The following is a 26974-nucleotide window of genomic DNA, read 5'->3' on the forward strand; positions in this document are numbered from 1 at the left end:
TATCCGAAAACGATGATATTTGTCTGCTGCGCGGGCCGCAGTTCTGTTAGAGTCTTGCCGTGAGCACCGCGATTCCCCACGAGTTCCGCATCGGCGTCGATGCTGCAGACATCGACTTCATGGGTCATGTGAACAACGCCAGCTATCTCAAGTGGGTGCAGGACGCGGTTCTCGACCATTGGCGCGCCATCGCGCCGACCGACGTGGTCGGCCAGCACTTGTGGGTCGCGCTCAAGCACGAGATCACCTATCGCAAGCCGACGTTCCTGGGGGACGACGTGATCGCCACCGTGCTGCTGGAAAAGGTCCAGGGCGCGCGGGCCTTCTACGAAACGATCATCAAGCGAGGGGAGGAAGTCCTCGCCGAGGTCAAGTCCAGCTGGTGCTGTCTCGATGCCGCCACGCTCAAGCCTGCCCGACTGGCGCGGGATGTTATCGACCATTTCTTTGGAAATCCGTCCTGATCCTTTGCCGGATCTTTTGCCTGACCCCTTGAACGTCATACTCGCCAGGTGCCCCGCCCGCTGACGGGCGGCCTTGGGCCATCTGTCCACTCGTGGTATCAACGCGTCATGTTTCTTGCCGCTATCCTGCTTTCGGCTGCGCTGCCTTCGGTCTCGGCCTCCATCAAGGCGCATTCGGATCGTCCCATCGGTGAGGTTGCGGCCTGTGTCGAAACCGAGTTCGACGATGTCGGGGTGAGCGAAAACCTCTCGGTGGAATTCGGCCGCAAGGTTGATTTCCGCGTGGCCAAGGATGTCGATACCCCGACCAATCCGCTCATGTCGTTCGAGGCGCGCCATGACGGCACCTTGGTTCTTTATGGTTACGGCGACTGGAAGGATGCCGTGGAGCCCATGTGGAAAAGCCTTGCGCGCGAGTGCTTTCCAGAGCTTCAGGGCACCGTGGCCAGAGCGCGCTCCTGAGGCGAAGACCGGGACGCCCGCGCTTTGACCGTGCGAAAATGCCGCTTTGCGACGGGCAAGACTTCGAGATGACAGGGCTTCGCGAATGCGGTATGGGCGGGCCCATGTCGCGCTGGAGCGTTTCTCTGCTGCTGATGCTGCTGTCGTCGTTCCTGGCGACCGCTGCCCTTCATGCTGCCGAGATTTCGGGTCCGGTGACGATGGAATGTTCCGGCTACGTCCACGACGAAGGGGACGCGGACCAATCGCAGGGCGACGCCGACAAGGGCGTGCCGCACCACCACGCAAACTGTCATGGCGGTGCCTCCTTCCTGCCATCCCGGGACCTGGATCCCCAGCTTCGCGGCGCGCTGAAGGAGCGGGTTCCCGCTGCGCGCTCGCAGGGTCTCGGCCGGTGGATCGCCGGGCCTGATCTGCGACCTCCCATTGCCTGATTGAATTCGAACGGCTCCGGCGCGCGCATGTGCGGCCGAGGCCAGTCATCCTTCAATCAGGAATACCTTCATGTACAGGATCATAGCGGCTCTGCTGGCCGCCACGTCGTGCGCTGCCGTCGCGCAGGCGCAGGACACTGCGCCGCCGCGCGCGGTGCAGTCTTCGGGCCGAATAGTCACCCTCGATGATGCCGTTGCGGCAGCGGGCGGAAGCGGGCCCGCCATCGAAGCCGCCGCGGCCGGCATCCGTGCCGCCGAGGCCGGGCGGCGCGTCGCCGGGCTGCGTCCCAACCCCGTGGCGCAGACCCAGATCGAGAATGTCGCCGGAACCGGGGCCTACAATGGCCTTCGCAGCAACGAGACGACGGTGGGGTTCATGCAGACCCTCGAACGGGGCGGCAAGCGCAGTGCTCGCGTCGCGGCGGCCTCGGCGGAACTGTCCAGAACGCAGCTTCAGGCCGCGATCGTTGCCGCCGACCTGCGGCTTCAGACCACCCGGCTCTACGTCGCGGCAATCGCAACCGAACGCCGACTTGCGACGGCACGCGACCAGGCCCGGATCGCCGGTGATACGCTCAGGGCCGCGAGCATTCGCGTGCAGGCGGGCCGCGCCTCGCCGCTCGAACAGCAGCGGGCCGATGTCGCCCGCATAGCGGCGGAGGCGAATGTCGAACGACAGGACCGCCTGACCCGTGCCGCGCGGATCAATCTGGAACGGCGCATGGGGCGTGGCCTGAATGGCGCACTTGATGCAGGCCTGCTCGATCGCCTGCCCTCCGACGCCTATGGGCCGGGCCTTCCCGTCGATCCGCAGGGCACGCTGGCGCTCGCGGCGGCCGATGCCGATCTGGCTGTCGCCGATGCCGAGGTCCGGCTGGCCCGTGCGAACCGGGTGCCCGATGTGGACGTAGGACCTTCCTTACGGCGACTGGAGGCGAGCAACGACTTCGCGGCGGTATTCACTCTGTCGATCCCGCTGCAGGTGTTCAACAACGGCGGCGCCGCGCTTGAGCAGGCCAACGCCCGGCGCTCCCAGTCCGAGGCACAGCGGCGCGTCAGCGCGCTCGATATCGAACAGGCCATCACCGATGCTCAGGCTGATGCCGACAATGCCGCCACGGCGGCAAGGGCTGCTGCCGGTCCGGCGCTGGCCGCCGCGCAGGAAGCCGCGCGGATCGCCCGCATCGGCTACCGCGAGGGCAAGTTCGGCCAACTCGACCTGTTGGATGCCGAACGCACGCTCGCCGAGACGCGCGTCTCGGCCATCGATGCGCTGGCCGCCTATCAGAATGCCCGTGCGCAGCTGGAGCGCCTGACCGCGCCCGCCGTCGCATTTCAGGGGGGGAATTGATCGTCATGAAGCTTTACATGTTTGCCTGCGCCGCGCTGGCGCTCTCGCTCGCGGGCTGTGGCGGCGGCAATTCACAGGATGCCGCTCCGAAGGAAGAAGAGGCGGGCGAGGCCGCCCATGCCGATGACGGCAAGGTCACACTGACGCAGGAGCAGATCGCCTCGGCGGGCATCCAGCTTGGCCGTCCGGTGGTGGGCGGTTCGGGCACGCTCGAACTGCCGGCGATCGTCGAAGGGGATCCGCAAGGCACGCAGGTCGTGTCCGCGGCGATCGGCGGGCGCGTGGTGGCGCTCGACCGGAATCTCGGCCAGTCGGTGGGGCGCGGCCAGATTCTGGCGGTGATCGAGAGCCGCGAAGCCGCCCTGCTCAAGGGCGAAGTCGAGGCAAGCCGCGCGCGTCTGGCACTGGCCAATGCGAATCTGGCCCGCGAGCAGCGCCTGTTCGCCCAGCGCGTCTCGCCCGAGCAGGACCTGATCGCGGCGCGTACGGCAGCCACCGAAGCCCGGATCGCCTACCGGCAGGCACAGGGACAGATTTCGGCGGCGGGTGTCGGCGGGGGCGGGCTCAACCGCCTTGGTATTGCCGCGCCGATATCCGGACAGGTCATCGCTCGCAGCGTCGTGCTCGGCCAGACCGTCGATGCCAATGCCGAACTCTACCGGATAGCCGATCTGTCGAGCGTCTCGCTTGCGCTGAGCCTGCAACCGGCGGATGCCGGCCGGGTGAAGCCGGGCAGTTCGGTAGCCGTTACCGCATCCGGTCGCAGCGCCACCGCCAAGGTGACATTCGTTTCACCCGCGCTCGATCCGCAGACCCGGCTGGTGCCGGTCATGGCCATGCTCGACAATCGCGGCGGGCAATGGCGCGTGGGCGAGCCGGTCACGGCTTCGGTCCAGCTGAATGGCGAGGGCAGCGACAGCGCCGTGCGCGTGCCCAGCACCGCCATCCAGACGATTGCGGGCAGGAGCGTGATTTTCGTGCGCACCGCGACCGGATTCCAGGCGGTTCCCGTGACGCTCGGCGACAATGCCGGGGGCACCGTGATCGTCAGGTCGGGCCTGAAGGGCACCGAGCAGATCGCCACCGTCAACAGCTTCACGCTCAAGGCCGAACTCGGCAAGGGCGAAGCGGCGCACGAGGACTGAGCCGATGATCGCCCCTATCGTCAACTGGGCGGTTCGCAGGCGCTGGCTCGTCCTGCTGCTGACCGTCCTTGCCGCCATCGTCGGCGCCGCCGCCTTGTCCCGGCTCCCCATCGACGCGGTGCCGGACATCACCAACAACCAGGTGCAGATCAATATCCGCGCCCCGGCACTGTCGCCGGAACTGGTCGAGAAGCAGGTCTCGTTTCCGATCGAGACCGCGCTGGCCGGTATTCCCGGCCTCGAACATACCCGTTCGCTGAGCCGTAACGGCTTCTCTCAGATCACCGCGGTGTTCGACGAGAGCACCGACATCTACTTCGCGCGCCAACAGGTGGGCGAGCGCCTTACCGGGGTGAAGGAAAACCTTCCCGCCGGGGTCAACCCCGAGATGGGACCGATCGCCACCGGGCTGGGCGAGGTCTACATGTGGACCGTCCGTCTCGAACACCGAAAGGATGACAAGCACGTTCCCGGTGAGCCGGGCATGCAGCCGGACGGCAGCTACATCACGCCTGAAGGCGAGCGCCTGACCGGCGAGACCGACAAGGCGACCTATCTGCGAACGGCGCAGGACTGGATCGTCTCGCCTTTGCTCAAGAACACCAAGGGGCTGGCCGGGGTCGACTCTATCGGCGGCTATGCCAGGCAGTTCCTGGTCGTGCCGGATGTCCAGCGTCTTGCAGCGATGAACATCACGCTGACCGACCTCGCAACCGCGCTGGAGCGCAACAATACGAGCGTGGGTGGCGGTTTCGTCAATCGCAACGGCGAAGGACTGGCCGTGCGGTCCGATGCGCTGATCCGGAATGCCAGTGAACTGACCAAGGTCGTGGTCGCGACGCGCGACGGCGTTCCGGTCACGCTCGGCCAGGTTGCCGAGGTCCGGACCGGGCAGGCCATTCGCATGGGCTCGGCTTCCGAGAACGGCACCGAGGTCGTCGTCGGCACCGCGATCATGCGGATCGGCGAGAACAGCCGGACGGTCGCCACGGCAGTTGCGGATCGCCTCCAGGAGATCAATGCCTCGCTACCGCCCGACGTGATCGTGCAGCCGGTGATGGACCGCACGCAGCTCGTCAATTCGACGATCAGGACCGTTGCGGGGAATCTGGGCGAAGGGGCGTTGCTGGTCATCGTCGTGCTTTTCGCGTTGCTCGGAAATTTTCGCGCGGCGCTGATCGCGGCGATGGTGATCCCGGTCACGATGCTCCTGACCGGCTTCGGCATGCTCAGGGCCGGTGTCTCGGCCAATCTCATGAGCCTCGGCGCGCTGGATTTCGGGCTGATCGTCGACGGCGCCGTCATTATCGTCGAAAATGCGCTGCGGCGCATGGCGGAGCAACAGCATGACAGCGGGCGTCTGCTGACCGTGGAGGAGCGCCTGGCCACAGTGGCTGCCGCCGCCCGCGAGATGATCCGGCCTTCGGTCTATGGGCAGGCGATCATCATTCTCGTCTACATCCCGCTGCTGACGCTCAGCGGCGTGGAGGGCAAGACCTTCGTGCCGATGGGGCTGACGGTCATCATGGCACTTGGCTTTGCCTTCGTGCTCTCTCTGACGGCAGTGCCTGCCGTGATCGCGCTCTGGCTCTCCAATCGCGTGGAGGAGAAGGAAGGCCGGATCATGGCCTGGCTCAAGGGGCGCTATGCGCCGGGTCTCGACAAGGCGATGAAGCGGCCGGGCATGACGGTGGGCGTTGGGATCGGCGGGTTCGTTCTCGCCATCGCCGCGTTCCTGTCGCTGGGACAGGTCTTTCTGCCGCAGCTCGATGAGGGCGACCTGTTGATCCAGGCCTTGCGCATCCCCGCGACTTCCGTTCAGCAGAGCCAGGCGATGCAGGTGCCGATCGAGCGTATGCTGTCACGGCAGCCGGAGGTGCGGTTCGTCTTTTCCAAGACGGGCACGGCGGAACTGGCATCCGATCCGATGCCGCCCAATGCCACCGACATGTTCGTGATGCTGAAGCCGCGCGATCAGTGGCCAGACCGGAGGCTCACCAAGGATGCACTCGTGGCCCGGCTGGAAAAGGAACTGAACAGGTTTCCGGGCAATGCCTACGAGGTCACGCAGCCCATCCAGATGCGCTTCAACGAGCTGATCGCCGGGGTCCGCGGCGACATCGCGGTCAAGGTCTTCGGCGAAGACTTCGATGCCATGAATGCCACGGCCGAGAAGATCGCGGGAGTGTTGCGCCGCACGCCGGGGGCGGTGGACGTGAAAGTGGAGCAGACCACGGGACTTCCCATGCTCGACATTCGCGCCAATCGCGATGCCATGGCGCGTCTCGGCGTCACTGCGCAGGACGTGCAGGATATCGTCACGGCCACGCTCGGCGGCCGCGAGGCGGGCATGATCTTCGAAGGCGATCGCCGCTTCCCGGTCGTCATCCGTCTGTCCGAAACGCAGCGTGCCGATATCGGCGTGCTGGAGCAGGTTCAGGTGCCGGTGCCGGGAGGAGGGTTCGTGCCGCTGGCCAGCGTGGCGGACATCCGCGTCGTCGACGGCCCGAACCAGATCAGCCGCGAGAATGGCAAGCGCCGTGTCGTCGTCCAGGCGAATGTGCGGGGACGCGATGTCGGCAGCGTGGTCGAAGATGCCCAAACGGCTATTGCGGGTGAGGTCCGGCTTCCGGCAGGCAGCTATCTGGAATGGGGCGGCCAGTTCGAGAATCTGGCCTCCGCAAGGGCGCGGCTGCAACTGGTGATACCGGCCTGCTTCGCGCTGATCCTGTTGCTGCTGTATGGAGCGCTCGGTTCGATCCGGGATGCGGCGATCGTGTTCACCGGGGTTCCTCTGGCTCTGGTCGGCGGCGTCCTGCTGCTGTTCGCACGCGGCATGGACTTCTCCATCGCGGCGGCGGTGGGCTTCATCGCGCTGTCGGGCATCGCCGTGCTCAACGGTCTGGTCATGGTTTCGTCGATCCAGGACCTCATGCGCAAGGGCATGGAGCGGGCCGAGGCGGCCCGCTCCGGCGCCATCCAGCGCCTGCGTCCGGTGGTGATGACGGCGCTTGTCGCCAGCCTCGGTTTCGTGCCGATGGCACTGGGCACCGGGGCGGGCGCGGAAGTGCAGAAGCCGCTTGCCACGGTGGTGATCGGGGGGCTGATCTCGGCGACCCTGCTCACGCTGTTCGTCCTGCCGACGCTCTATGCGCGATATGGACGCCGTGACCTGCCGGTCGAGGCACCCGCCCGGTAAGGGCGCAAGGGAGAAGCGCGCCCGTCGAGCGCTTCTCCCTGCTATCTCATGCCGGGGCGGTGCATTCGAGGGATGCGCCTTGCGCCGCTTCCAGCTTCTGTTCGGATTTCGCGATCACCGCCGTCGCGATGGCGTTGCCGAGGACGTTGGTGGCGGTGCGGCCCATGTCCATGAAGTGATCGACGGCCAGAATGAAGGCGATGCCCTCCACCGGCAGGTCGAACTGCCCCAGCGTCGCCGCGACGACGACCAGCGAGGCGCGGGGCACGGCGGCAATGCCCTTGCTGGTCACCATCAGCACCAGCAGGATCGTGATCTGGGTGAGGATCGGCAGGTCGATGCCGTAGGCCTGGGCGATGAACAGCGTCGCGAAAGTGGCGTACATCATCGAACCGTCGAGGTTGAAGCTGTAGCCCAGCGGCAGGATGAAGCTGTAGATGCGGCGGGGCACCCCGAAGCGGTCGAGTTGCTCCAGCATCTTGGGATAGGCTGCCTCGGACGATGCGGTGGAAAAGGCGAGCAGCACGGGTTCGCGGACAAGGCGCAGCAGGGTGAGGATCCGCCTGCCGAGGAACAGGGCACCGGCGCAGACCAGCAGCAGCCACAGCGTGCCCAGCGCGAGATAGAACGATCCTACCAGTCGCCCGAACGTCGCCAGCACGCCGATGCCCTCGGTCGTCACCGCCGCTGCCAGCGCGCCGAACACTGCCAACGGCGCCATGCGCATGACATAACCGGTTACCGTCAGCATCATCTTCACCATCGCCTCGATCAGCGTGACGATGGGTCTGCCCTCTTCCCCGAGCGCGGTGAGCGCCACGCCCACGAAGATCGAGAAGACGACGATCTGCAGGATCGAGTTCTCCGCCATGGCCCCGACCATCGAGGTCGGGAAGACGTGGAGCACGAAGTCGCGGAAGTTGAGCGCTTGAGCATCGACCGCCGAGGCGGCGCCGCTGCGGACGAGGTGCAGCCCCTCGCCGGGGGCCAGCAGGTTCACGAGGATGAGGCCCAGCGCCAGCGACAGCAGGCTGGCAGTGAGGAACCAGGCCATCGCCCGCCCGCCGATCCGGCCCAGCGCCTTGCTGTCCCCCATATGCGCCATGCCCGCCACCAGCGTGGAGAATACCAGCGGGGCGATGATCATCTTGATGAGATGGAGGAAGACGTCGGCGAGCAGGTGGAAGTAGCCCGCCACTTCGCTGGCCGTCTCGGGCGTATCGCCGACGAGCCGGTTGGCGGCGAACCCCGCGCAGACGCCGGAAACCATCCCGGCGACGATGAAAGTCGTCAGGCGACGCGACATAGGAAATTCTCTTTTCGAAGGGAGTGCGTGAAGCCCAAAAAAAGCCCCCGGTTCCGCCGGATTTGGAGCGGCGGAACCGGGGTCAGGATGGGTCCGGTCAACTCTGTAAAAGGCGATCAGTCCTTGGACGAAGCGGCCTTGCGGTAGTCGAGCGAGGGCGCTTTGTCGCCCAGCAGCGAGCGGTAGACGAAGTCCGGGCCGCGCCGTTCGTCGAGTTCCTGCTTCGCGGCGGCCAGCGTGTCCGGGCTCTGGAACAGCTGTGCGGCGGTCAGCGCCAAGGTCTTGGCGGCAACTTCCGCGCCCTTGGTGCCGACGCTGTTGCCGCTGGCGGCGACCGCCTGCCAGCTGTGCGGCGGGGTGCCGGGCGCCCAGGTCCCGGCGGACATGCCCGCCGTCGGGGTGGTGTAGCTGACATCGCCGACATCGGTCGAGGCCGACATGATCTCGCCGCTGGAATAAGGCGCCACGCCGGTCTCGCGCTTGCGGCCGCCCTTGGGCAGGCTGGCGCCGATCTTGTCGAGGAAGGCCTGCTCCTGCGCCGTGTAGCTGGGCAGCGGCACCTGCTTCAGGTTGTCGTACATCACATGGCCGAGCGTGTCGTTCGGCAGCAGGTCGAAGGTGCCGCCGATCTGGTTGTACTCGACCGTGGTGCCGGTGCCGAGCGCGGCGCCTTCGGCGGCCTTCTTCACGCGCTCCATGATCTCGGCCACCTGCTGCTGGTCGGGGTGGCGGACGTAGTAATAGACTTCGGCGGTCTCGGGCACGACGTTGGGCGCCTTGCCGCCGTCGGTGATGACGTAGTGGATGCGGGTTTCTTGCGGGACATGCTCGCGCATCATGTTGACCATGTTGTCCATCGCCTCGACCGCATCGAGTGCCGAGCGGCCACGCTCGGGCGCGGCGGCGGCGTGCGAGGCGACGCCGTGGAAGCGGAACTTGGCGCTGACATTGGCCAGCGCGTGGCCCTGCATGGCGCTATAGCCGTCACCCGCATGCCAGTGCAGCATGGCGGAAACGTCCTTGGTCAGGCCCGAGCGGACGAGGAAGACCTTGCCCGAGCCGCCTTCTTCGGCAGGCGCACCGTAGACGCGCAGCTCGCCCTTGATGCCGTGGGCGACCATCCAGTTCTTGGTGGCGATGGCGGCGGCGATCGAGGCGGCGCCGAACAGGTTGTGGCCGCAGGCGTGCCCGGCGACGCCGTCGATAACGCGGCGTTCCGGCTCGGCGGCCTGGGCGAGGCCGGGCAGGGCGTCGAATTCGGCGAGGATGCCGATGACGGGACCATCGCCGGTCTTGAAGCTGGCGACGAAAGCTGTGGGCATTCCGGCGACGCCCGGCGTCACCTGGAAGCCTGCGGCCTTGAGGTCCTTCTGGAGCAGGCCGGAGCTTTTGGTCTCCTGGAAGCCGACTTCGGCCCAGGACCAGATCTGCAGCGCATTGCGCGACATGGCGGCCGCGCCGCGATCGACGTCGGCGAGGATCGCGGTACGGTCGGCCTCGGCAAGCGGGCCTGCGAGCGCGGGCGCGCTGGCCCCGGCGGCGAGGAGGAACAGGGCGGTACGAACGAAGGATTTCATCAGGCTATCCCCATGGAAGGTCGTATCGAAAGGGTGCCCCCGCGCGGCATCCTGTCCGCGCGGGGGCCGGCACTCGGAATCAACGCTTCCCGAAGGAGATGCGCAGCTGGGCACCGATCACGCGCGGCTCGTTGTAGACGAGCGTGGTCGATGTAACGGACGGCGTGACGACACCACCGGCAGCGGCATAGGTCACATCGAACAGATTACGCACGAAGAAGCCGAGGTCGATGCCGCGATTCTCGATATTGTTGAAGTCCAGCTTCAGATTGACGGTGTCGTAGGCCTTCTGGATGCCGTTGGTGTCCAGCGGACGCTCAACGTACCAGACCTTGGTGCTGTGGAACCAGTTGGCGTTGAACACCATCTCGGCGAAGTCGCCGAGATAGGTGGCATAGCGGGCGCCGCCGCCCAGGGTCCACTTGGGGGTGTAGGAGAACTTGTTGTTCACCGGGTTGTTGCCCAGCAGCGGGATGAAGGCGGCGGGGGCGTCGTACTCGTCGTACTTGGCATCGGTATAGGCGCCGAAGCCCGAGAGGGTGAAGCCGCTCGTCGGCGTGACCGAGAAGTCGAACTCGGTGCCCTTGATCGTCGCCTTGGCGGCGTTGATGATCAGGCTGCTGGGATCGTTGGCCGAATTGCCGTCGCCGTCGAAGTCGGCGCCGGGGAAGATCGAGCGCTGGATGTTGCTGTACTTGCTGGTGTAGGCCGCCACGTTGAACCGGCCCTTCACGCCGCCCAGTTCCCAGCTCGACTTGATCCCCGCTTCGTAGTCGGTGACTTTTTCCGGCTTGAAGGTCTCGAAACCGTCGAAGTACGGCGACATGCCGCTCTGGTTGTAGCCTGCCGAGCGGTAGCCGCGGCGGTTGGTGACGTAGAGGAACAGGTCGTCGTTGACCTTGTAGTCGAAGCCCAGCGTCCAGGTCGGCGCCTTGGAGCTTTCCGATCCGGTCTTGCCGCCCGAAGTCCCGCAATCGTCAGGCCCGATGTGGGCGGCGGTGTCGAGCGTGGCCACCGAGCAGCCCGAGGACTTGTCCCAGGTGTAGCGGAAGCCGCCGTTGAAGCGCAGGCCTTCCGCGAAGCCGCCGAAGGCATAGCCGACTTGGCCGAACAGCGCCTTGCTGGTCGAGGAGTTGTAGTTCTCGTTGTAGGTGAAGGTCCTGCCGGGGATCACCGCAGAGTAAGTGACGCTGCCGTTGACGCCGCTGGGATCGCTCTTGAGATAGAAGGCGCCGACGATCCAGTCGAGCCGGTCGTTCAGCAGCGAGCCGAGGATCTGGAACTCGTTCGAGACCTGCTTGACGTTCGTGTTGGAAACGCCGTCGTAGAGCGCGAGGTAGGTGCCGTCCATGTCGCGGGCGGCGGCAACCTTGCTGCGGCGGTAGCCGAAGATGTTCTTGAAGGTGACTTTGCCCACTTCCAGTTCGGAAGTGTTGGCAATGCCCCAGAACGTGCGGTTCGAGTAGGGATCGATGCTGGTGCTGACGTCGCGCACGCCTGCCGCCTGTTGTTCGGCGAGGGCGATGTCGATGTCGCAACCGGCGACGCCGCAGTCGAAGTAGGGGCGGTTGGCCGCCGTGCGCGCGGTACCGCCGCCGCTGACGGCGGGGTTCGGGTAGACGCCGCTCAGCACGGTGCCGGTGCCGTTTTCGCGCGCGCGATACCAGTCGAACACGGTGGTGTTCTTCAGGCCGTCGACCGGTTCGAGCAGAAGCGAGGCGCGGAAAGCGTCGTTGTGGCGATCGTCGAGGTCGCCGCCGTTGCCGTGGTTCTTGGTATAGCCGTCGCGGCGAGCGATCTGGCCGGCGACGCGCAGTGCCACATGGTCATCGACGATCGGCACGTTCACCGCGCCTTCGAACGTGGTCTCGTTGTAAGAGCCGAGCGTGACCTGGCCGTAACCGGCCAGATCGTAGTCGGGCGCGACCGGATAGAGCAGCAGGGCGCCGCCGGTGGTGTTGCGGCCGAACAGGGTGCCCTGCGGCCCCTTGAGCACCTGGATCGAGCCGATGTCGAAAGTCGGCACGATCGAGCCTTCGTTGGGCAGCGGCACGTCGGCGAAGTAGGTCACGACCGAGGGAGCCGAGGCGCCAGCGGTGGCGCGGCGCTGGCCGCGAATGACGATCGAGGGGGTATCGCGCGAGGTCTGCGGCGCGACGTTGAGACCCGGCGTCGTATAGGTCAGGTCCTGGGTGCTGACGACGGCCTTTTCGCGCAGCATTTCGGCGTTGAAGGCGGTGACCGAGACGGGCACGGTCTGCGCGCTTTCCTCGCGGCGGCGTGCGGTGACGACGATGTCGCCGCCCGGCTGGTCGAGCGACTGGGTCTGACTCTGGGCTTGATTCTGAACTTGCGCCTGGGCAGGCGCGGCGGCGGCGAGGATGCTGGACGCGAGAAGCAGAGCCGAAAGGCTGCGACAGGTCATTTTTTTATTTCCCCTTTTTTTCCGGCCTGTCCCTGATCGCAGGCCGATAGTCGCAAGACGCAGCGCATCGCGGATCATTCGCTTTCGATGAAAAAATATTCCGGGTGACGCGCCGGGCCGCCGGCGGCTAAGGATGCCGGGCATTCGACACGGAAGGCCGGACCCATTTTCTCGCTGCGCAGGACATCGCCGAACAGGCAGGAACCGGGCCGTCCCGAGGGGCCGGACCTGTCCGCGCACGTTCCCGCCCTGCGCCGCTACATCGCCAAGCGCGCGCAGCCGGGCGACGTGGACGATCTGGTGCAGGACGTGCTGATGCGCATGCATGTGCGCGGGCAGGCCGATCCCATCGCCAATGTCGAGGGCTACCTGTTCCAGGTCGCCGCCAGCGTGCTGACCGACCGCGCCCGGCGCGACAGCGTGCGCCACCGCGGCGCGCATCATGAGCTGACCGAGGCTTTCCATCCGGTCGACGAACTGACCCCCGAACGCGTGCTGCGCGGGCGCGAGGACGTGGACCGGCTGGCCAATGCCTTGGAAGACATGCCCGAATTGACGCGCGACGTCTTCGTGCTCCATCGCTTCGAGGACATGTCCTACGATGCGATCGGGGAGCATCTGGGCCTCTCCAACAGTGCGGTCGGGCGCCACCTCATGAAGGCCGTCCGCTTCCTGGCCGCGAGGGACCTGCCATGAGCCGGCCGCTCGACCCGAGACCGTTCGACGCCCATGCGCTGGAGCGGATAGATTCGCCCGAAGCGACGGCGGCGGCCTATTTCAGCATCTTCCGCTCCCCGCGCGCGACCGCGCGGGACTACGAGGATTTCGAAAGCTGGCACGCGCGGGACGAGGCCAACCGCATCGCCTGGGCCAGGGTGGAGCGGGCCTGGGACGGCTCCGGCGCCATGCGCACCGAGGCGCGCATTCTCGAAATCCGGGAACGTGCACTGGCCAACCGGCGTCGGCGCAAGGCCTGGGTGCGTCCGGCCATCGCCGCCTCGATGGCGCTGGCAGTGCTGGGCGGCGCGTTCGGTTTCCAGCACTACACGTCCGTTTCCCCGGCGGCGCCTGCCGTGGCCGACAGCCGCGAGCTGTCCACCGGCGTCGGGCAGCAGGGCACGCTGCGCATGGCCGACGGTTCGGTCATCACCGCCAATACCGCGACCGTGCTGACCGTGGCCGAAAGCGACACCCGGCGCAGCACCGCCCTGCGCGAGGGCGAGGCCTTCTTCGAAGTCGCCAAGAACCCGCGCAAGCCCTTCGTGGTGACGGCAGGCCGGATCACGGTGACGGCACTGGGCACCCGGTTCGCGGTGCGCGAGACCGACGGGCGTGTCGATGTGACTCTGGCCGAAGGGCGCGTGCGGGTCGATATGCCTGCTGTAGACGGCAGACCTGCGCAGTCGGCCATCCTGCTGCCGGGGCAGGAGCTGGTCTGGAACGGGAGCGGCTATCGCACCGGCGCGGTCGAGGTCGAGCGGCAGCTGGCCTGGCGCAAGGGGGTGATCGATTTCGACCGGGTTCCGCTGGCCGAGGCCGTGGCGGAAATCAATCGCTACAGCCCGCAGGAGATCATCGTCTCCAGCCCGGCGCTGGCGCGCCATCCGATCAGCGGCACCTTCCGCATCGGTGTGACACGCGGCTTCCTGCAAAGCCTCGAAGCGGCAGGCATCGCCCGCGTGGAGAACGAAAGCGCGACAAGGGCCGAACTCGTCGCGCCCTAGGCTTTCCCATCATTCGAAGGTGTAGCGCAGTCGCATGCCGATCGTGCGCGGCGGGCCGGGGATCACCGTCGCCGCCGTATAGGCCGGGTTGAGCGTTCCCCCGCCGCTCGCATAGAAGCGGTCGGTCAGGTTGCGGCTCCAGAGCTGCAATTCCAGCGGCAGGCCCGCCGGACGCATCCAGTTCAGCGAGGCGCCAAGCAGACCGTAGGCAGGCTGCCGTGCAAAGTCTTCGGTGAGGCGCTCGCTGAAGCGCACGCTGCTGACATGGGCATAGTCCGCCCGCAGTTCCAGCACGCCGAGGCGCCCCGGCAAGTCGATTTCGTGCGACAGTGCCACGGTGCCGCTGAAAGTGGGCGTATAGGTGAAGCGGTTGTGCAGCGGATCGCTGCCCAGCAGGCTCGTCAGTTCGGCGGGCGCGATCACCTTGGTATAGCGCGCATCGATCCAGGAGGCGCTCACCGTCGCATGGGTCCGCGCGCCGAGGTCCAGCGAGAGGTCGCCGTCCAGCCCCGCCACCCGCGCGCGGGCGCTGTTGACGTATAGCGTGATGGGATCGGTCTTCAGGTCGCCGTCGCCGTCGTAGTCGACATCGGGAAACAGCGCGCGCTGCACGTCGGAATAGAGGCCCACATAAGCCGCGACGGCGTAGGAACCCGAAATCCCGGCGATGTCCCAGCGTCCTTTCGCACCGGCTTCGATGTCGGTGAGGGTTTCCGGCCGGAAGGTCTGGTAGGGGCGCAGGCTGCCGCCCAGCGCCGGGGTATTGTATCCGCCGGAGCGGAATGCGCGGCGGCTGGTGAGATAGACGCTGTGATCTCCCCTTTTCCGCATCAGCGAGAGCGTCCAGGTGAGGCGACCGAAGCGAGAGCGCGCGCGGGTGCCGTTCTCGGCGATGCACTGGCCCTCGTTCTGCGGCATGGCATCTACCGCGCGCAGCGAGCAGCCGGAGATCGTCTCGCGCGTGTAGCGCAGGCCGACGTCGGCCACATAGCCGCCGCCCAGCGTCGCCGTGACCTGACCGAACAGCGCGCCGCTGCGGAAGGTCTGGTAACTGGCGATATGCGACGGGGGATTGTCCGGCCGCACGAGGCGCGACACCGTCTGGAGAACCGGCCCGTCGGGCGCGCTGTCGAGATAGAACAGGCCGACGATATAGCGCAGGCTGCCGCTGCGGCCCTGCACCTGGAACTCCTCCGTGATCTGCCGCAGGTGCGACTCGCTGACGGAATCGTTGATCGGCAGCGGGGTCCCGTCGCCGTCGAGTTCGTAATGCACCCTCGTCGAGCGCAGCCCGGCGATGTTGCGGAACAGGAGGTTCTCGTCGCCATATTCGGTGACGTTGCCCAGCCCCTTGAAGTTCCTGCCGAACGACAGCGCCGGACTGGATTGCGATGTTCGCCGTCCCAATTCCTTCTGTACGTCGAAATAGCTGTCGATGTCGCAGGCGCCCGCGCCGCAATCGAAATAGGGGGCGTTCGCGGCATTGCGGACGCTGCCCTCGGGATAGACGCCTGCCAGGATCAGCGCGGCGCCGACTTCCTCGGCGCGCAGCATGTCGAAGCTCGTGGTCGATCGCAGCGGGCCGAGCGGATCGAAGCGCAGGATCGCCCGCAGGCCGTCGCTGTGCACGCTGTCGGCGCGCCCTCCCGTCAGCAGCCGGGTATAGCCGTCGCGGCGCATGCGCTGGCCCGAGATACGCAGCGCGAACGGTCCGCATGCGGCCAGTTCGACCGCGCCCTCCAGCCGGGAGAGACCATAGTTGCCGGTCTCCGCCTCCAGATAGGAGGCCGCGCCCGTGCCCGGCTGGACTGTGCGCAGCAGCACCGCGCCGCTCGTGGCGTTGCGGCCGAACAGCGTGCCCTGCGGGCCGCGCAGCACTTCGATCGACGCCATGTCGAACAGCGGCGAGAGCGCCGCCTGGTTGGGCAGGGGAATCTCGTCCTGATAGACGACGAGCGGCAGGCGGTTCTCGTCGCTGATCGAGCGCCGCTGGCCGCGCATCACCAGCAGGGGGGTGGCGCTGCTGGTCTGACCGGTGGCGATGAAGCCGGGGGTGAGGCGGGCCACGTCGGCAATCGTCCGCACCGCCGCCTTGTCGAGCGTGCCGCCGTCGACCTGGTTGACGAGCAAGGGCACGTCTTCCTCGCGTTCGGGACGGCGGCGGGCGGAGACGAGGATTTCCAGCGGCTCGGGCCGGGGGGACGGCCTGGACTGGGCCTTGGCAGGGCGTCTGGCCGGAGCGGCGACGATGACGTAGACGCCGGGCGAGGCGCGGCGGACGGCGAGGTCCAGCCCGCGGATCATCCTTGCCAGTGCCTCCCCCGCGGAAAGGCGCCCATGGACGGCCGTGGTCGGCAGCCGCTCTCGGCCGGGCGCGTTGAGCAGGATCTCGACGCCGGTCTGCCGCCCCAGCATGCCGACGGCGGCGGAGAGGGGCAGGGCTGGAACATCGACTTGCGTGATTTGCGCATGGGCGCCGGTCGCCGCTGCGACCAGACCGGATACCACACCGAAGGAACTTGCAAGGGGGCGACGCAACCAGACTTTCCCGGCGAATGGAGCCTTCCCAACGCAAACGGCTCTCGGTGATGGCGGATGCCTATGGGCCTTGGTCTTAAAGTTCAAGCGCCTGCACGGGCATGCGGGGCCGGAACCGGGGCCGGAATCGGGGTGACCTCCGGTGGCCTCAGGCCGCGATCTCCAGTTCGGCGCCGCTGGAAAAGCGGGTGCGATACTCGCCGGGCGTCAGGCCGAGGATGCGATGGAACACGCGGCGAAACGCCGTGGCATCCTCGTAGCCGACCGCCCAGGCGATCTGGTCCACCGAACGGCGGGTGAATTCCAGCAGCTCGCGAGCCTTGCCGACGCGCAGGTTCTGGACATATTCGACCGGCTTCATGCCGGTGGCCGCCTTGAAGCGGCGCAGGAAGGTCCGCTCCTCCAGCCCCGCCTGTCCCGCCATCTCGGGAACGCTGAGCGGACGCTCGGCGCGGCCCTGGACCCAGTGCTGGACCTTGAGGATCGCCTCGTCGCCGTGGGTCAGGCGCGGGGCGAAGCTGCTGTAGTGGCGCTGCTCGCGCCCGGCGGGATCGACCAGCAGGAACTTGCCGGTCTCGATCATCACCGTCGGACCCAGCAGGCGGTCGACGATCCGCATGCCGAGGTCGGTCCAGGCCATCAGCCCTCCGGCGGTGATGATGTCGCCGTCCTCGATGACCATCTTGTCCGGCTCCATCCGCACGTCCGGAAAGCGGGTGCGGAAAGCCTCTGCGAAAAGCCAGTGGGTAGTGGCGGGGCGGCCGGAGAGCAGCCCGGTCGCCGCCAGCATGAAGGCGCCGCCGCAAGTCGAGGCGAGCGTCGCGCCGTGGCCGTGGCGGTCGAGCAGCCAGCGGGCATAGGGCGCGGCCTCCTCGGCATCGGCCGGGCCGGACAGGCGGCCGGGCACGATCAGGAATTCGGGGCCGCCGTCCCCTCCGGGATGGGTGTCGAAGCTGCGCGCGAACCTATCCGTGCCCTCCATCGTCCAGTGGCTGACCCGCAGCCCCGGTCCCTCGTGCTGAGCCGAGAAATGGGAGGCGATGGCGAAGAGGTCGGTGATCCCGTGGACCATCGCCGCCTGGCAGTTCGGGTAGAGGACGAGGCCGATCTCGGCCCGGATACGCGGCGGCACGGACATGCCCGAATTCCCTCTTTGTCGGTTTTGGCCTGTTTTATGTCGGAACCGCCGATCCTGCCGGTTCGCGGGGCAGTCTATCCCTCTTCTCACGGGGCGCAACGGCCCCATCGAGAAAGGAAAAGGGACATGACCAGGATCACCACCAAGGACGGAACCGGCATCTTCTACAAGGACTGGGGCGCGAAGGACGCCCAGCCGATCGTCTTCTCGCACGGCTGGCCGCTTTCGGCCGACGCCTGGGACGCGCAGATGGTCTTCTTCGCCCATGAGGGCTTCCGCACCGTGGCCCACGACCGTCGCAGCCATGGCCGCTCCGACCAGGTGTGGAACGCCAATACGATGGACCAGTATGCCGACGATCTTGCCGAACTGATCGAGGCGCTGGACCTGCACGACGCGATCCTGGTCGGCCATTCGACCGGCGGCGGCGAAGTGACCCGCTACATCGGCCGCCACGGCACCGCCCGCGTCGCCAAAGTGGCGCTGATCGGCGCGGTCCCCCCGCTGATGCTCAAGACCGAGGCCAATCCCGGCGGGTTGCCGATCGATGCCTTCGACGCCATCCGCAAGGGCACTTTCGACAACCGCAGCCAGTTCTTCCGCGACCTGACTATCCCCTTCTACGGCTACAACCGCGAAGGCGCGGCGATCTCGGAAGGCATTCGCGAGGAATTCTGGCGGCAGGGGATGATGGGCGGCCTCAAGGGCCAGCTCGACTCCATCCGTGCCTTTTCCGAAAGCGATTTCCACCGCGACCTCGCCCGCTTCGACGTGCCCACGCTCGTCCTCCACGGCGATGACGACCAGATCGTGCCGATCGGCGCCTCGGCGCTGGAAACGGTGAAGATCGTGCCGAATGCGGTGCTCAAGGTGTATCAGGGAGCCGACCATGGCCTGACCCAGACGCATCAGGACCGCTTCAACGCCGATCTCCTCGACTTCATCCGCGCCTGAAACCTCCCACGAACCCTATCCACGAAAGGACATGCACATGACCAAGGGCACTTTCCTCATCACCGGCGCGTCGGACGGTATCGGCGCGGTCTATGCCGACCGCCTCGCGCGCCGCGGCCATGACCTGATCCTCGTCGCCCGCCGCGCGGACCGGCTGGAAGCGCTGGCCGCAATCCTCGCCGCCGAGACCGGCGTGAAGGTCGAAACGCTCGGCGCCGATCTTGCACGGCCCGAAGACCTCGCCCGCATCGAACGGCGGCTGCGCGAGGATGCGGCGATCACCGGTCTCGTCAACAATGCCGGGATCGCCGGAGAGACCACATTCGTCGGTTCCGATCCGGCCTATCTCACCGGCATGATCGCCCTCAACGTGCTGGCGGTCACGCGGCTTGCCGCCGCCATCGCCCCGCGTCTGGCCGAACGTGGCAGCGGTACGATCGTCAACATGACGTCGGTGACGGCGCTGATGCCCGACGGTTTCACGGCGGTCTATCCCGCGAGCAAGGCCTACGTGCTCGCCTTCACCGAGGCGCTGCACGTCGAACTCGGGGCCAGGGGCGTGCAGGTTCAGGCGGTGCTGCCGGGGATCACCCGCACGCCGATCTGGACCGAGGAGCAACTGGCGAGCCTTCCCGCCGAAATGGTCATGGACGTGGAGGACATGGTCGATGCGGCGCTGAAGGGGCTGGACCTCGGCGAGACGATCACCATTCCCGCCTTGCCCGACACCGCCGATCTCAACGCCTATCTGGACGCCCGCCGCGCACTGCGCCCCAACTTGTCCCGCAACCGCCCCGCCGAACGCTACCAAGCGTGACCGCTGAAAGGCGAACGACCGGCGAAGGAGACGCTGCCATGAGCAAGACCATCGTACTCATCCACGGCGCCTGGCTCAATTCCCTGAGCTGGGAGCATGTGAAGGCCCGCTACGAAGCGCGCGGCCATACCGTCCTCGCACCCGACTGGCCGCTCGACGAAGGCGATCCCGCTGCCCTGCGTGCAAGGCCGCACCCGGAACTCGGCACGCTGGGCCAGCGCCGGATCGTCGATCACTACGAAGCGGTGATCCGCGCCCTGCCGGAAAAGCCGATCCTGATCGGTCATTCGCTGGGCGGGGTCTTCGTGCAGCACCTGCTCGACCGGGGGCTGGGCCTTGCCGGCGTGGCGATCGACCCGGCGCCGACCCCCGGCGTGCCGATCTTTCCCCATGCGCTGGTATCGGCGCTGCCGGTGTTCCTCGACCCGTTCAGCCGCGGCAAGGCGAAACACATGTCGCGCCGCTTCTTCGCCCGGCGCTTCGCCCAGACGCTTTCCGCCGACAGAGCCGGGGCTGCCTACGAACGCTACATCGTCCCGACGCCGGGCAGGGTCTACTGGGACGGCGTGGTCGGGCCGATGAAGATCGACTGGAGCAACCCGCAGCGCCCGCCGCTGCTGCTGATCGGCGGCGGCAGGGACCTGATCGCCGACGCGGGGATGACCCGCGCGATCCATCGCAAGCAGCGCCGCGCGCCGACGCGGACGGACTACATCGAATTCCCGGACCGCTCGCACTGGACCCTGCTGGACGAAGGCTGGGAACAGGTTGCCGATGCCGCCATCGACTGGGCCGAGCGCGCCTCAGCGTGACAGCAGGGCGGGGGCATCCACCGTGAACTTGAAGCCGAAGATCAGCGCGTCCTTGATGCCGTTTGGGCGGAAGGGCGCGCCGGTCTGGTCGGGGTGGAGGATATACTGCACATTGGGAGAGAGGCGGATCGCCGGGCCGAGCTGGGCGCCATAGGCCAGTTCCATCATGTACTGGTGGCGGTGAACATTGTCGTCACCGCCCGCCGCAATCCGCGCGGCGCGCATGCGCTCCATGGCAAGGTCGCTGAAACGCTGGTCGCTGAGCATGAAGCCGATGGTATCGGCATCGCGCCCGGCGAACGTGCCGGTCTGGACCACGCCGAAGTCGAAGAAGCGGCTTTCCTCGACACGGCCTGACAGGTTGGTCATCGCCACGCCGAACACGCTGAGGCCGCGTTCCGAGTTGGGGTCGGGCCGGGTCACACGCTGGTCGAAGCGGAAATAGATGCCGGAGCGGCCATTATGGGTCTGCGCGCCGCGTCCGGTGAGAATGGCGATACCGCCCCGATCGTCGCGCAGCGGATCGGCATAGTCGCCCCGGTCGAACCAGCCGCCGACGATGTAGTGGCCGGGCAGGCGCACGCCTTTCCCTTCCTTGGAGTAGCCCAGTTCCCACGGCACGATCACCCCGGTGGCGTTTTTCGTGCTGAAGTTGAAGCCGTGGTCGTTGGGGCGCTTGCGGTCCGGATTGACCTCGTAGGCGCCGACATGGACGGTCACATACGGCAGGACTTCGGCCTTGGCGCGGATCATCCAGCTCGATGCCGGGAAATAGGTGAAATTGCTGTTCTTGAAGACGAACGTCGGATTGCCGCAGCCCGAGTTGCCCTGAAAATGACAGTAGATCGGCGCGTTCAGGAAATGGATGTTCGCCTGGCTGCGCCCTGCCTCGATCATCAGGCGGTCGTCCAGCAGCTTCTGCTCCCAGGTCAGGATCGCGAGGTGGGTGTTCTGGGTGCCCCAGATTTCCTGAACCGACGTGTTGTTGCCCAGCGCCAGCGCCGAGAGGCTGTCGCCATGGCGGTTGGTGATCGCGGCATGGATCGTACCGCCGCCGATGCCCGCGATACGGTCCATGTCGAGGTCCGCGCCGACATAGATCTGCCCGGCATAGGCGGCATCGCGGCGCAGGCCGCCGGAGACGTTCGTCGCCGCCTCTCCGGTGTAGCTGAGCGCAAGGGTAATGCCGTCATCCGCCAGCGGCTGCCACGGCTTGGGAGCTTCGGCCCGAGTGTCTTCGGAAACCGCCTCCTGTGCCATGGCGGCAGACAAGGAAAGGGCGGCGACGCCTGCGCAGCAGGCGCCCTTGAGCAATGCGAACCGCATCGAATGAAATCCTCTCTCGAGCCCGTTCTTCCGCCGGGCCGCAATTATGTCAGACGGCGGCAGCTTCCGCCGATGCCGGACGCGGCTTGAGCAGGCCGACGAGGACCCCGCTCACCAGCACGCCCGCCAGAATGGCCAGCCCGTAGACCGCCAGATGCGTGACCGCGCCGGGGATCGGCAGGACGAACACACCGCCATGCGGCACCTTGAGTTCCACGCCCGCCGCCATCGAGATGGCCCCGGCAATCGCCGAACCCGCCATCAGCGCCGGGATCACCCGGAACGGATCGCGCGCGGCGAAGGGAATCGCGCCCTCGGTGATGAAGGCAAGGCCGAGCACGGCGGCGGCGCCTCCGGCCTCGCGCTCCTCGGTCGTGAAACGGTCGCGGAACAGACGGGTGGCAAGGCCCACGGCGAGCGGCGGCACCATGCCCGCCGCCATCGTCGCGGCCATCGGCGTGTAGACCTGGCTGGAAATCAGACCGACCGAGAAGGCATAACCCGCCTTGTTGACCGGCCCGCCCATGTCGAAAGCCGACATCGCGCCCAGGATCACGCCGAGCAGGATCGCACTCGATCCCTGCATCGAGCGCAGCCACTCGGTGAGGAACGCCAGCGCCGCGGCGACCGGCGTGCCGACCGCATAGATCATCAGCAGCCCGGTCAGCAGCGTGCCCAGCAGCGGCAGGATCAGCACCGGCTTCAGGCCCGCGAGGTTCTTGGGCAACTTGATAATCCGGTTGAGCCACTCGACGCCGTAACCGGCAATGAAGCCCGCGACGATGCCGCCCAGGAAACCCGCGCCGAGATTGGCAGCCAGCATGCCGCCGATCATGCCCGGCGCGATGCCGGGGCGGTCGGCCACCGAATAGGCGATGTAACCAGCCAGCGCCGGTACGATCAGCGCGAAACCGCCCTGCGCACCGATGCGGAACAGGGCATTGGCAAGTGTTCCCTCCGCCGCTGCGCTGTTGGCATCGATGCCCCCTAGCGCAAAAGCCATGGCAATCATCAGGCCGCCCGCGACCACGAAGGGCAGCATGAAGGAAACGCCCGTCATCAGGTGTTTGTAGGGACCGGCCCGTTCGGCAGCGGCACCGGCAGTCTCGGCCGAAGCCGCGCCGCCCTGCACTTTCGCCTCGGTCAGTGCACGTTCGATCAGCGCCTTGCCGCCGGAAATGGCGGGCTTGGTGCTCGATGCGAAGACCCGCTTTCCGGCAAAGCGCGCACGGTCGACCTCGCGGTCGGCGGCGATGATGACCAGATCGGCCGCCGCGATCTCTTCTGCCGTCAGCGGCGAACCGGCGCCGACCGAGCCCTGCGTTTCCACGCGGATCGGATAGCCCAGCTGCTTCGCGCCTTCCTGAAGGCCCTCTGCCGCCATGAAGGTATGCGCGATGCCGGTGGGGCATGAGGTGATCGCCACCACGCGCGGCGTATCGGTGGCTGACTGCGGGTCCGGCACCAGCGCCGAAGCCGGATCGGCGAGCACCGCCTCCAGCGTTAGGCGGCGATGCGGGGCGAGCGGAAGCGCGGTTCCAGCCTCGTCATTGGCGGCAACCAGCAGCAGCGTGTCGTCTGCCTGCAATTCCTCGGGCAAAGGGTTGAGCACGCCCTGTCCGGTGCGCACCTCGATCTCGATATCGCGGCCCCTGGCGCGCGCTGCCTTGCGCAGCGCTTCCCCGGCGAGCACGCCCTGTACGGCGGAATCCGCCGCATCGATAACTGCGTAGAGCTTGGCCATTATTCCTCTCCGGCCCCAATTCCCGTTGTGGCTTTCTGCTGCTCCATCCCGCCGCACGGCATGAGGGGCGTGACGCTGACTTCTTCGGCAAGCGCGTGGACGGTCGGCAGATCGGGCAGGTTCGGCCCGGCCATGCCCAGCTTGGCGACCGCGAACGCGGTGGCGAGACGCGCGGTACGCTCAAGGTCCGCTCCCTCGCCCAGCGCCGCGACGATCCCGGCGACCATGGCATCCCCGGCGCCGACCGTGCTCGCCACTTGCGCGATCGGGAGGCGCGCGGTTGCCGCGCCTTCTGCGGAGAGGAACAGCGCCCCTTCCTCGCCCATCGACACGACGACCAGCGAAACGCCGCGCGCGTGCAGTTCGCAGGCCGCTTCGGAAAGCGCCGCCAGATCGGGGAGAGGACGGCCCAGCACCTGCGCCAGTTCGTCGCGGTTGGGCTTCACCACATCGGGCAGGACATCGGCGGTCAGCGCGCACTTCAGCGGCAACCCGCTGGTATCGAGCACCACCCGGCACCCCGCCGCGCGCAGGCGGGCCACCAGCGTCACGTAGCTGTCGGGCGGGCAGCCCGGCGGCAGGCTTCCGGCGAGCACCACCAGATCGCCCTCGCGCGCGGCTTCGCAGATCGTTGCCCCCACCATTTCGGCGCGGCCCGCATCGACGGCGATCCCGTCGAGATTGATATCGGTCGTGCCCGTCACGTCGACCAGCTTGAGGTTGACCCGCGTGGCCCCGGCGATACGGATGAAACGGTCCTCGATGGCCTTGGCGGCGAACAGCGCGTCGAACGCGGCGGCATTGTCGCTGCCGAGCAGGCCATAGGCGGCAACCGGCATGCCCCAGTCGGCCAGGCAACTGGCGACGTTCACGCCCTTGCCGCCCGCGTTCTGGCGCACCGACCGGGCGCGTTGGACTTCGCCGACGATCAGCCTGTCGACCGTGACGGTCTGGTCGATGGCCGGGTTGAAGGTGACGGTAAGAGTGCGCATCAGCCTTCCCCCTCTTCGATTTTTGGCACGTCCAGAGCGCGGATTTCGCTCGCGCTTTCCATGTCGAGTGCCCTGGCGGCGAGTGCGCGCAGGCTTTCGAGGCAGGCGCCGCGAATGCGGGCCTTTACCGCCGGGATGTCGCGCGGGGTCATCGACAGTTCGCTGACGCCAAGCCCCACCAGCAGCGCCGCGCCGAACGGGTCCCCGGCAATGCCGCCGCAGACGCCGACCCAGCGGCCATGCGCCTGCGCGCCCTCCACCGTCGCCGCGATCATGCGCAGCACGGCGGGATGCAGGCTGTCCGCATCGCCCGCCAGTTCCGGGTTCTGCCGGTCGATGGCGAGGACATATTGGGTGAGATCGTTGGTGCCGATCGAGAAGAAATCGGCATGGGCCGCCAGCGAGCGCGCCTGAATGGCGGCGGCGGGGACCTCGATCATGATGCCGACCGGGATCGTCGGCGCATCGAGTTCCAGCCGGATTTCCTCGCAGCGGGCGCGCAGGGCGATCAGTTCGTGGACCGAGGTGATCATCGGGAACATGATCGCCAGATCGCCGCCCGCCTTGGCCGCACGGTAAAGCGCGCGAAGCTGCGGCTCCAGCAGGTCCGGGCGGCGCAGCAGCAGCCGCGCGCCGCGCACGCCGAGGAAGGGGTTCTCCTCGCGCGGCAGGTCGAGGTGCGGCACCTGCTTGTCGCCGCCGATATCGAGCGCGCGCACCACCAGCGGGCGACCGTCCAATGCCTCGGCCATGGCGCGGTAGATATCGGCCTGCTCGTCCTCGCCGGGGCTGTCGCCGCGTTCGAGGAACAGGAATTCGGTCCGCATCAGGCCGACGCCCTCGCCGCCCTGCGCCAGCGCGAAAGCGACCTGATCGGGGCGGTTGACGTTGGCGGCGATCTCCACGCGGTGGCCGTCGCGGGTTTCGGCGGGCTTGCTGCGCTCGGCCTCTTCGGCGGCGCGCTTTTCGGCGAGTTCCGCGATCCACGCGCGGGCAGAGGCAAGGTCGGTCTCGGACGGGTTCAGCCAGACGCGGCCGCTGTCGCCGTCGACGATGGCGGTGGCTCCGGCGGCAAGGCCCAGCAGGTCCGCGCCGCCCGCCACCACCGAAGGCAGTCCCAGCGTGCGAGCCAGGATCGCGCTGTGAGAGGTCGGCCCACCCAGTGCCGTCGCAATGCCCGCCACGCGCGCGGTATCGAGCGTGGCGGTGTCCGAAGGCGAGAGGTCCGCCGCGACGAGCACGCAAGGCTCCTCGGGCAGATCGGTCAGCGAACCGGCGGCGAGCGCGGGATCGATCTCGGCCAGAACGCGGCGGCCGATGTCGTGGAGGTCCGCCGCGCGGGCGGCGAGCACCGGATTGCCCAGCGCCGAAAGTTGCCCGGCGATCCGGTCCACCGCCTGATGCCACGACCATGCGACGCCGTGGCCCTCGACCATCAACTGGCAGGTGAGGGTGATGAGGTCGGTATCGTCGAGCAGTTCGGCCTGCGCCTTGAAGATCGCCGCATCGCCCGCGCCAAGGCGGCGGGTGGTGTCGTCGATCAGCGCCTTCATCTGCGCGCGGGTGCGGGTGAGCGCATCGTTCAGCTGGGTGCCGCCGCTGGCCAGATCAGTCGGCCGGTCGGGCACGTCGAGTTCCTGCGCGGAAAGCACATGGACCTTGCCGATGGCGAGGCCCGGACTGGCGGCAACGCCCGCGATCATTTGCGCTTCGCCCTCGGGCTTCCAGCCCCGGATCGGTGCGGCGGCCTTCTCGGCGGCGCGCGCGGCGTCTTCCTTCTCGCGCGCGGTCAGGCGGCGGACCATGGCGGCAAAGCTGTCCAGCGCCGCCCGCGCGCCTGCCCCTTCGGCGGAGAGAGTCACCCGATCACCAGCACGCAGCCCCAGTTGGAGGAGGGAAACGAGGCTGCGAGGATCGGCGCTCTCCCCGCCGTGACGTACGCGCAGGCGCACGCCAGAGGCACGCGCCGCTTCGACCCAGGCCGAAGCGGGGCGGGCATGGAGGCCGGTTGGGTAATCGACCGTCCATTCGGTGGTTTCAGCGTAGTCGGCCGCCGGTTCGGACGGGGCGGAAGTCTCTCCGTCCTCCCACAGGGCGCGGGAAAAGGCGGCCGGATCGTCGGTGGCGACAAGCGCGGCAAGGCGCGGCTCGTCCTGAATAAGGCGGGTCAACCGGCGCAGGATGGCGATGTGGCTGTCCGAATTGGCGGCGATGCCGACCACCAGATGGGCGCGCTGGCCGGGGTTCCATTCCACCCCGCCGCGCAGTTGGAGGATCGCCACGCCGTCTCGGCGGACCAGCCCCTTGTCCTCACCGAGACCATGCGGGATCGCGACGCCCGCACCCAGGAACGTGTTCGCCACGCCTTCGCGGCGGACCATGCTTTCCTCGTAGCCGGGCGCGACGCAACCGGCGGCGACCAGCAACTGGCCGACCTGGCGAATCGCATCGACCTTGCTGGCTGCGCTGGCGTCGATTCGAACGAGATCCTCGATCCCCGAGGCGGGCGCATCTGCGAGCATTTCAGGCCTCTCCTGACCGTTTTGATAACGAGTCCGTGACATGT

20 protein-coding genes are annotated in these 26974 nt (G+C 67.4%); 11 read left to right on the top strand and 9 right to left on the bottom strand.

Annotated elements, in window-relative coordinates:
• Positions 1–59: 59 nt before the first annotated feature.
• From AC4D6D_RS18815 to AC4D6D_RS18840, 6 genes are all read left to right on the top strand, one after another.
• Complete coding sequence (locus AC4D6D_RS18815) at positions 60–464, top strand: acyl-CoA thioesterase (RefSeq protein WP_334184049.1); 405 nt, start codon at positions 60–62, stop codon at positions 462–464.
• Positions 465–572: 108 nt separating this feature from the next.
• Positions 573–926, top strand: a complete 354-nt coding sequence (locus AC4D6D_RS18820) for a hypothetical protein (RefSeq protein ID WP_491328553.1) — start codon at positions 573–575, stop codon at positions 924–926.
• Positions 927–1030: 104 nt separating this feature from the next.
• The gene (locus tag AC4D6D_RS18825; RefSeq protein WP_491328554.1) at positions 1031–1360 is read left to right on the top strand and encodes a hypothetical protein; all 330 of its coding nucleotides are present in this window, start codon (positions 1031–1033) and stop codon (positions 1358–1360) included.
• 70 nt (positions 1361–1430) lie between these two features.
• Entirely contained in the window at positions 1431–2711 is a 1281-nt protein-coding gene (locus AC4D6D_RS18830; protein WP_491328555.1) for a TolC family protein, read from the top strand.
• Positions 2712–2716: 5 nt separating this feature from the next.
• Complete coding sequence (locus tag AC4D6D_RS18835; RefSeq protein ID WP_491328556.1) at positions 2717–3856, top strand: efflux RND transporter periplasmic adaptor subunit; 1140 nt, start codon at positions 2717–2719, stop codon at positions 3854–3856.
• A gap of 4 nt (positions 3857–3860) precedes the next feature.
• On the top strand, positions 3861–7055 hold the full coding sequence (locus AC4D6D_RS18840) for an efflux RND transporter permease subunit (RefSeq protein WP_491328557.1): 3195 nt from the start codon (positions 3861–3863) through the stop codon (positions 7053–7055).
• Between the two features lie 46 nt (positions 7056–7101).
• Here the strand turns inward: AC4D6D_RS18840 and AC4D6D_RS18845 are convergent, their stop codons facing one another.
• From AC4D6D_RS18845 to AC4D6D_RS18855, 3 genes are all read right to left on the bottom strand, one after another.
• Positions 7102–8361, bottom strand: coding sequence for a dicarboxylate/amino acid:cation symporter (locus AC4D6D_RS18845; RefSeq protein WP_491328558.1), 1260 nt, complete (start codon positions 8359–8361; stop codon positions 7102–7104).
• Positions 8362–8477: 116 nt separating this feature from the next.
• Positions 8478–9938 carry an amidohydrolase gene (locus tag AC4D6D_RS18850; protein ID WP_491328559.1) on the bottom strand — a complete coding sequence of 487 codons (1461 nt, stop codon included), beginning with the start codon at positions 9936–9938 and terminating at the stop codon, positions 8478–8480.
• 79 nt (positions 9939–10017) lie between these two features.
• Complete coding sequence (locus tag AC4D6D_RS18855) at positions 10018–12363, bottom strand: TonB-dependent receptor (RefSeq protein WP_491328560.1); 2346 nt, start codon at positions 12361–12363, stop codon at positions 10018–10020.
• 228 nt (positions 12364–12591) lie between these two features.
• Between AC4D6D_RS18855 and AC4D6D_RS18860 the strand changes: the two genes are divergently transcribed.
• Positions 12592–13059, top strand: coding sequence for an RNA polymerase sigma factor (locus tag AC4D6D_RS18860; RefSeq protein WP_491328768.1), 468 nt, complete (start codon positions 12592–12594; stop codon positions 13057–13059).
• Positions 13056–14087: a FecR family protein gene (locus AC4D6D_RS18865; protein WP_491328561.1), complete on the top strand. Its 1032-nt coding sequence runs from the start codon at positions 13056–13058 to the stop codon at positions 14085–14087. The genes AC4D6D_RS18860 and AC4D6D_RS18865 overlap by 4 nt, the downstream gene beginning before the upstream one ends.
• A gap of 9 nt (positions 14088–14096) precedes the next feature.
• On the opposite strand, the gene AC4D6D_RS18870 is transcribed toward AC4D6D_RS18865, so the two are convergent.
• Both AC4D6D_RS18870 and AC4D6D_RS18875 read right to left on the bottom strand, forming a co-directional pair.
• On the bottom strand, positions 14097–16625 hold the full coding sequence (locus AC4D6D_RS18870; protein ID WP_491328562.1) for a TonB-dependent receptor: 2529 nt from the start codon (positions 16623–16625) through the stop codon (positions 14097–14099).
• Positions 16626–16773: 148 nt separating this feature from the next.
• Complete coding sequence (locus tag AC4D6D_RS18875; RefSeq protein WP_491328563.1) at positions 16774–17763, bottom strand: GlxA family transcriptional regulator; 990 nt, start codon at positions 17761–17763, stop codon at positions 16774–16776.
• A gap of 126 nt (positions 17764–17889) precedes the next feature.
• Between AC4D6D_RS18875 and AC4D6D_RS18880 the strand changes: the two genes are divergently transcribed.
• The 3 genes from AC4D6D_RS18880 to AC4D6D_RS18890 are packed head-to-tail and all read left to right on the top strand — an operon-like array spanning position 17890 to position 20346.
• Positions 17890–18717: an alpha/beta fold hydrolase gene (locus AC4D6D_RS18880; RefSeq protein ID WP_491328564.1), complete on the top strand. Its 828-nt coding sequence runs from the start codon at positions 17890–17892 to the stop codon at positions 18715–18717.
• A 37-nt stretch (positions 18718–18754) separates the two neighbouring features.
• Entirely contained in the window at positions 18755–19534 is a 780-nt protein-coding gene (locus AC4D6D_RS18885) for an SDR family NAD(P)-dependent oxidoreductase (RefSeq protein ID WP_491328565.1), read from the top strand.
• 38 nt (positions 19535–19572) lie between these two features.
• Positions 19573–20346 (top strand): alpha/beta hydrolase, encoded by a 774-nt coding sequence (locus tag AC4D6D_RS18890; protein ID WP_491328566.1) that lies wholly within the window; start codon positions 19573–19575, stop codon positions 20344–20346.
• Here the strand turns inward: AC4D6D_RS18890 and AC4D6D_RS18895 are convergent.
• From AC4D6D_RS18895 to ptsP, 4 genes are read right to left on the bottom strand one after another with little or no spacing between them, the layout of a single operon-like run.
• On the bottom strand, positions 20338–21672 hold the full coding sequence (locus tag AC4D6D_RS18895) for a carbohydrate porin (RefSeq protein WP_491328567.1): 1335 nt from the start codon (positions 21670–21672) through the stop codon (positions 20338–20340). The two genes, AC4D6D_RS18890 and AC4D6D_RS18895, sit on opposite strands and share 9 nt — an antisense overlap.
• 49 nt (positions 21673–21721) lie before the next feature.
• The gene (locus AC4D6D_RS18900; RefSeq protein WP_491328568.1) at positions 21722–23416 is read right to left on the bottom strand and encodes a PTS fructose transporter subunit IIC; all 1695 of its coding nucleotides are present in this window, start codon (positions 23414–23416) and stop codon (positions 21722–21724) included.
• Entirely contained in the window at positions 23416–24408 is a 993-nt protein-coding gene (gene pfkB, locus AC4D6D_RS18905; RefSeq protein WP_491328569.1) for a 1-phosphofructokinase, read from the bottom strand. The genes AC4D6D_RS18900 and pfkB overlap by 1 nt, the downstream gene beginning before the upstream one ends.
• Positions 24408–26930, bottom strand: a complete 2523-nt coding sequence (ptsP, locus tag AC4D6D_RS18910) for a phosphoenolpyruvate--protein phosphotransferase (RefSeq protein ID WP_491328570.1) — start codon at positions 26928–26930, stop codon at positions 24408–24410. The genes pfkB and ptsP overlap by 1 nt, the downstream gene beginning before the upstream one ends.
• Positions 26931–26974 lie beyond the last annotated feature (44 nt).

Source organism: Novosphingobium sp. BF6 (genome assembly GCF_058273105.1).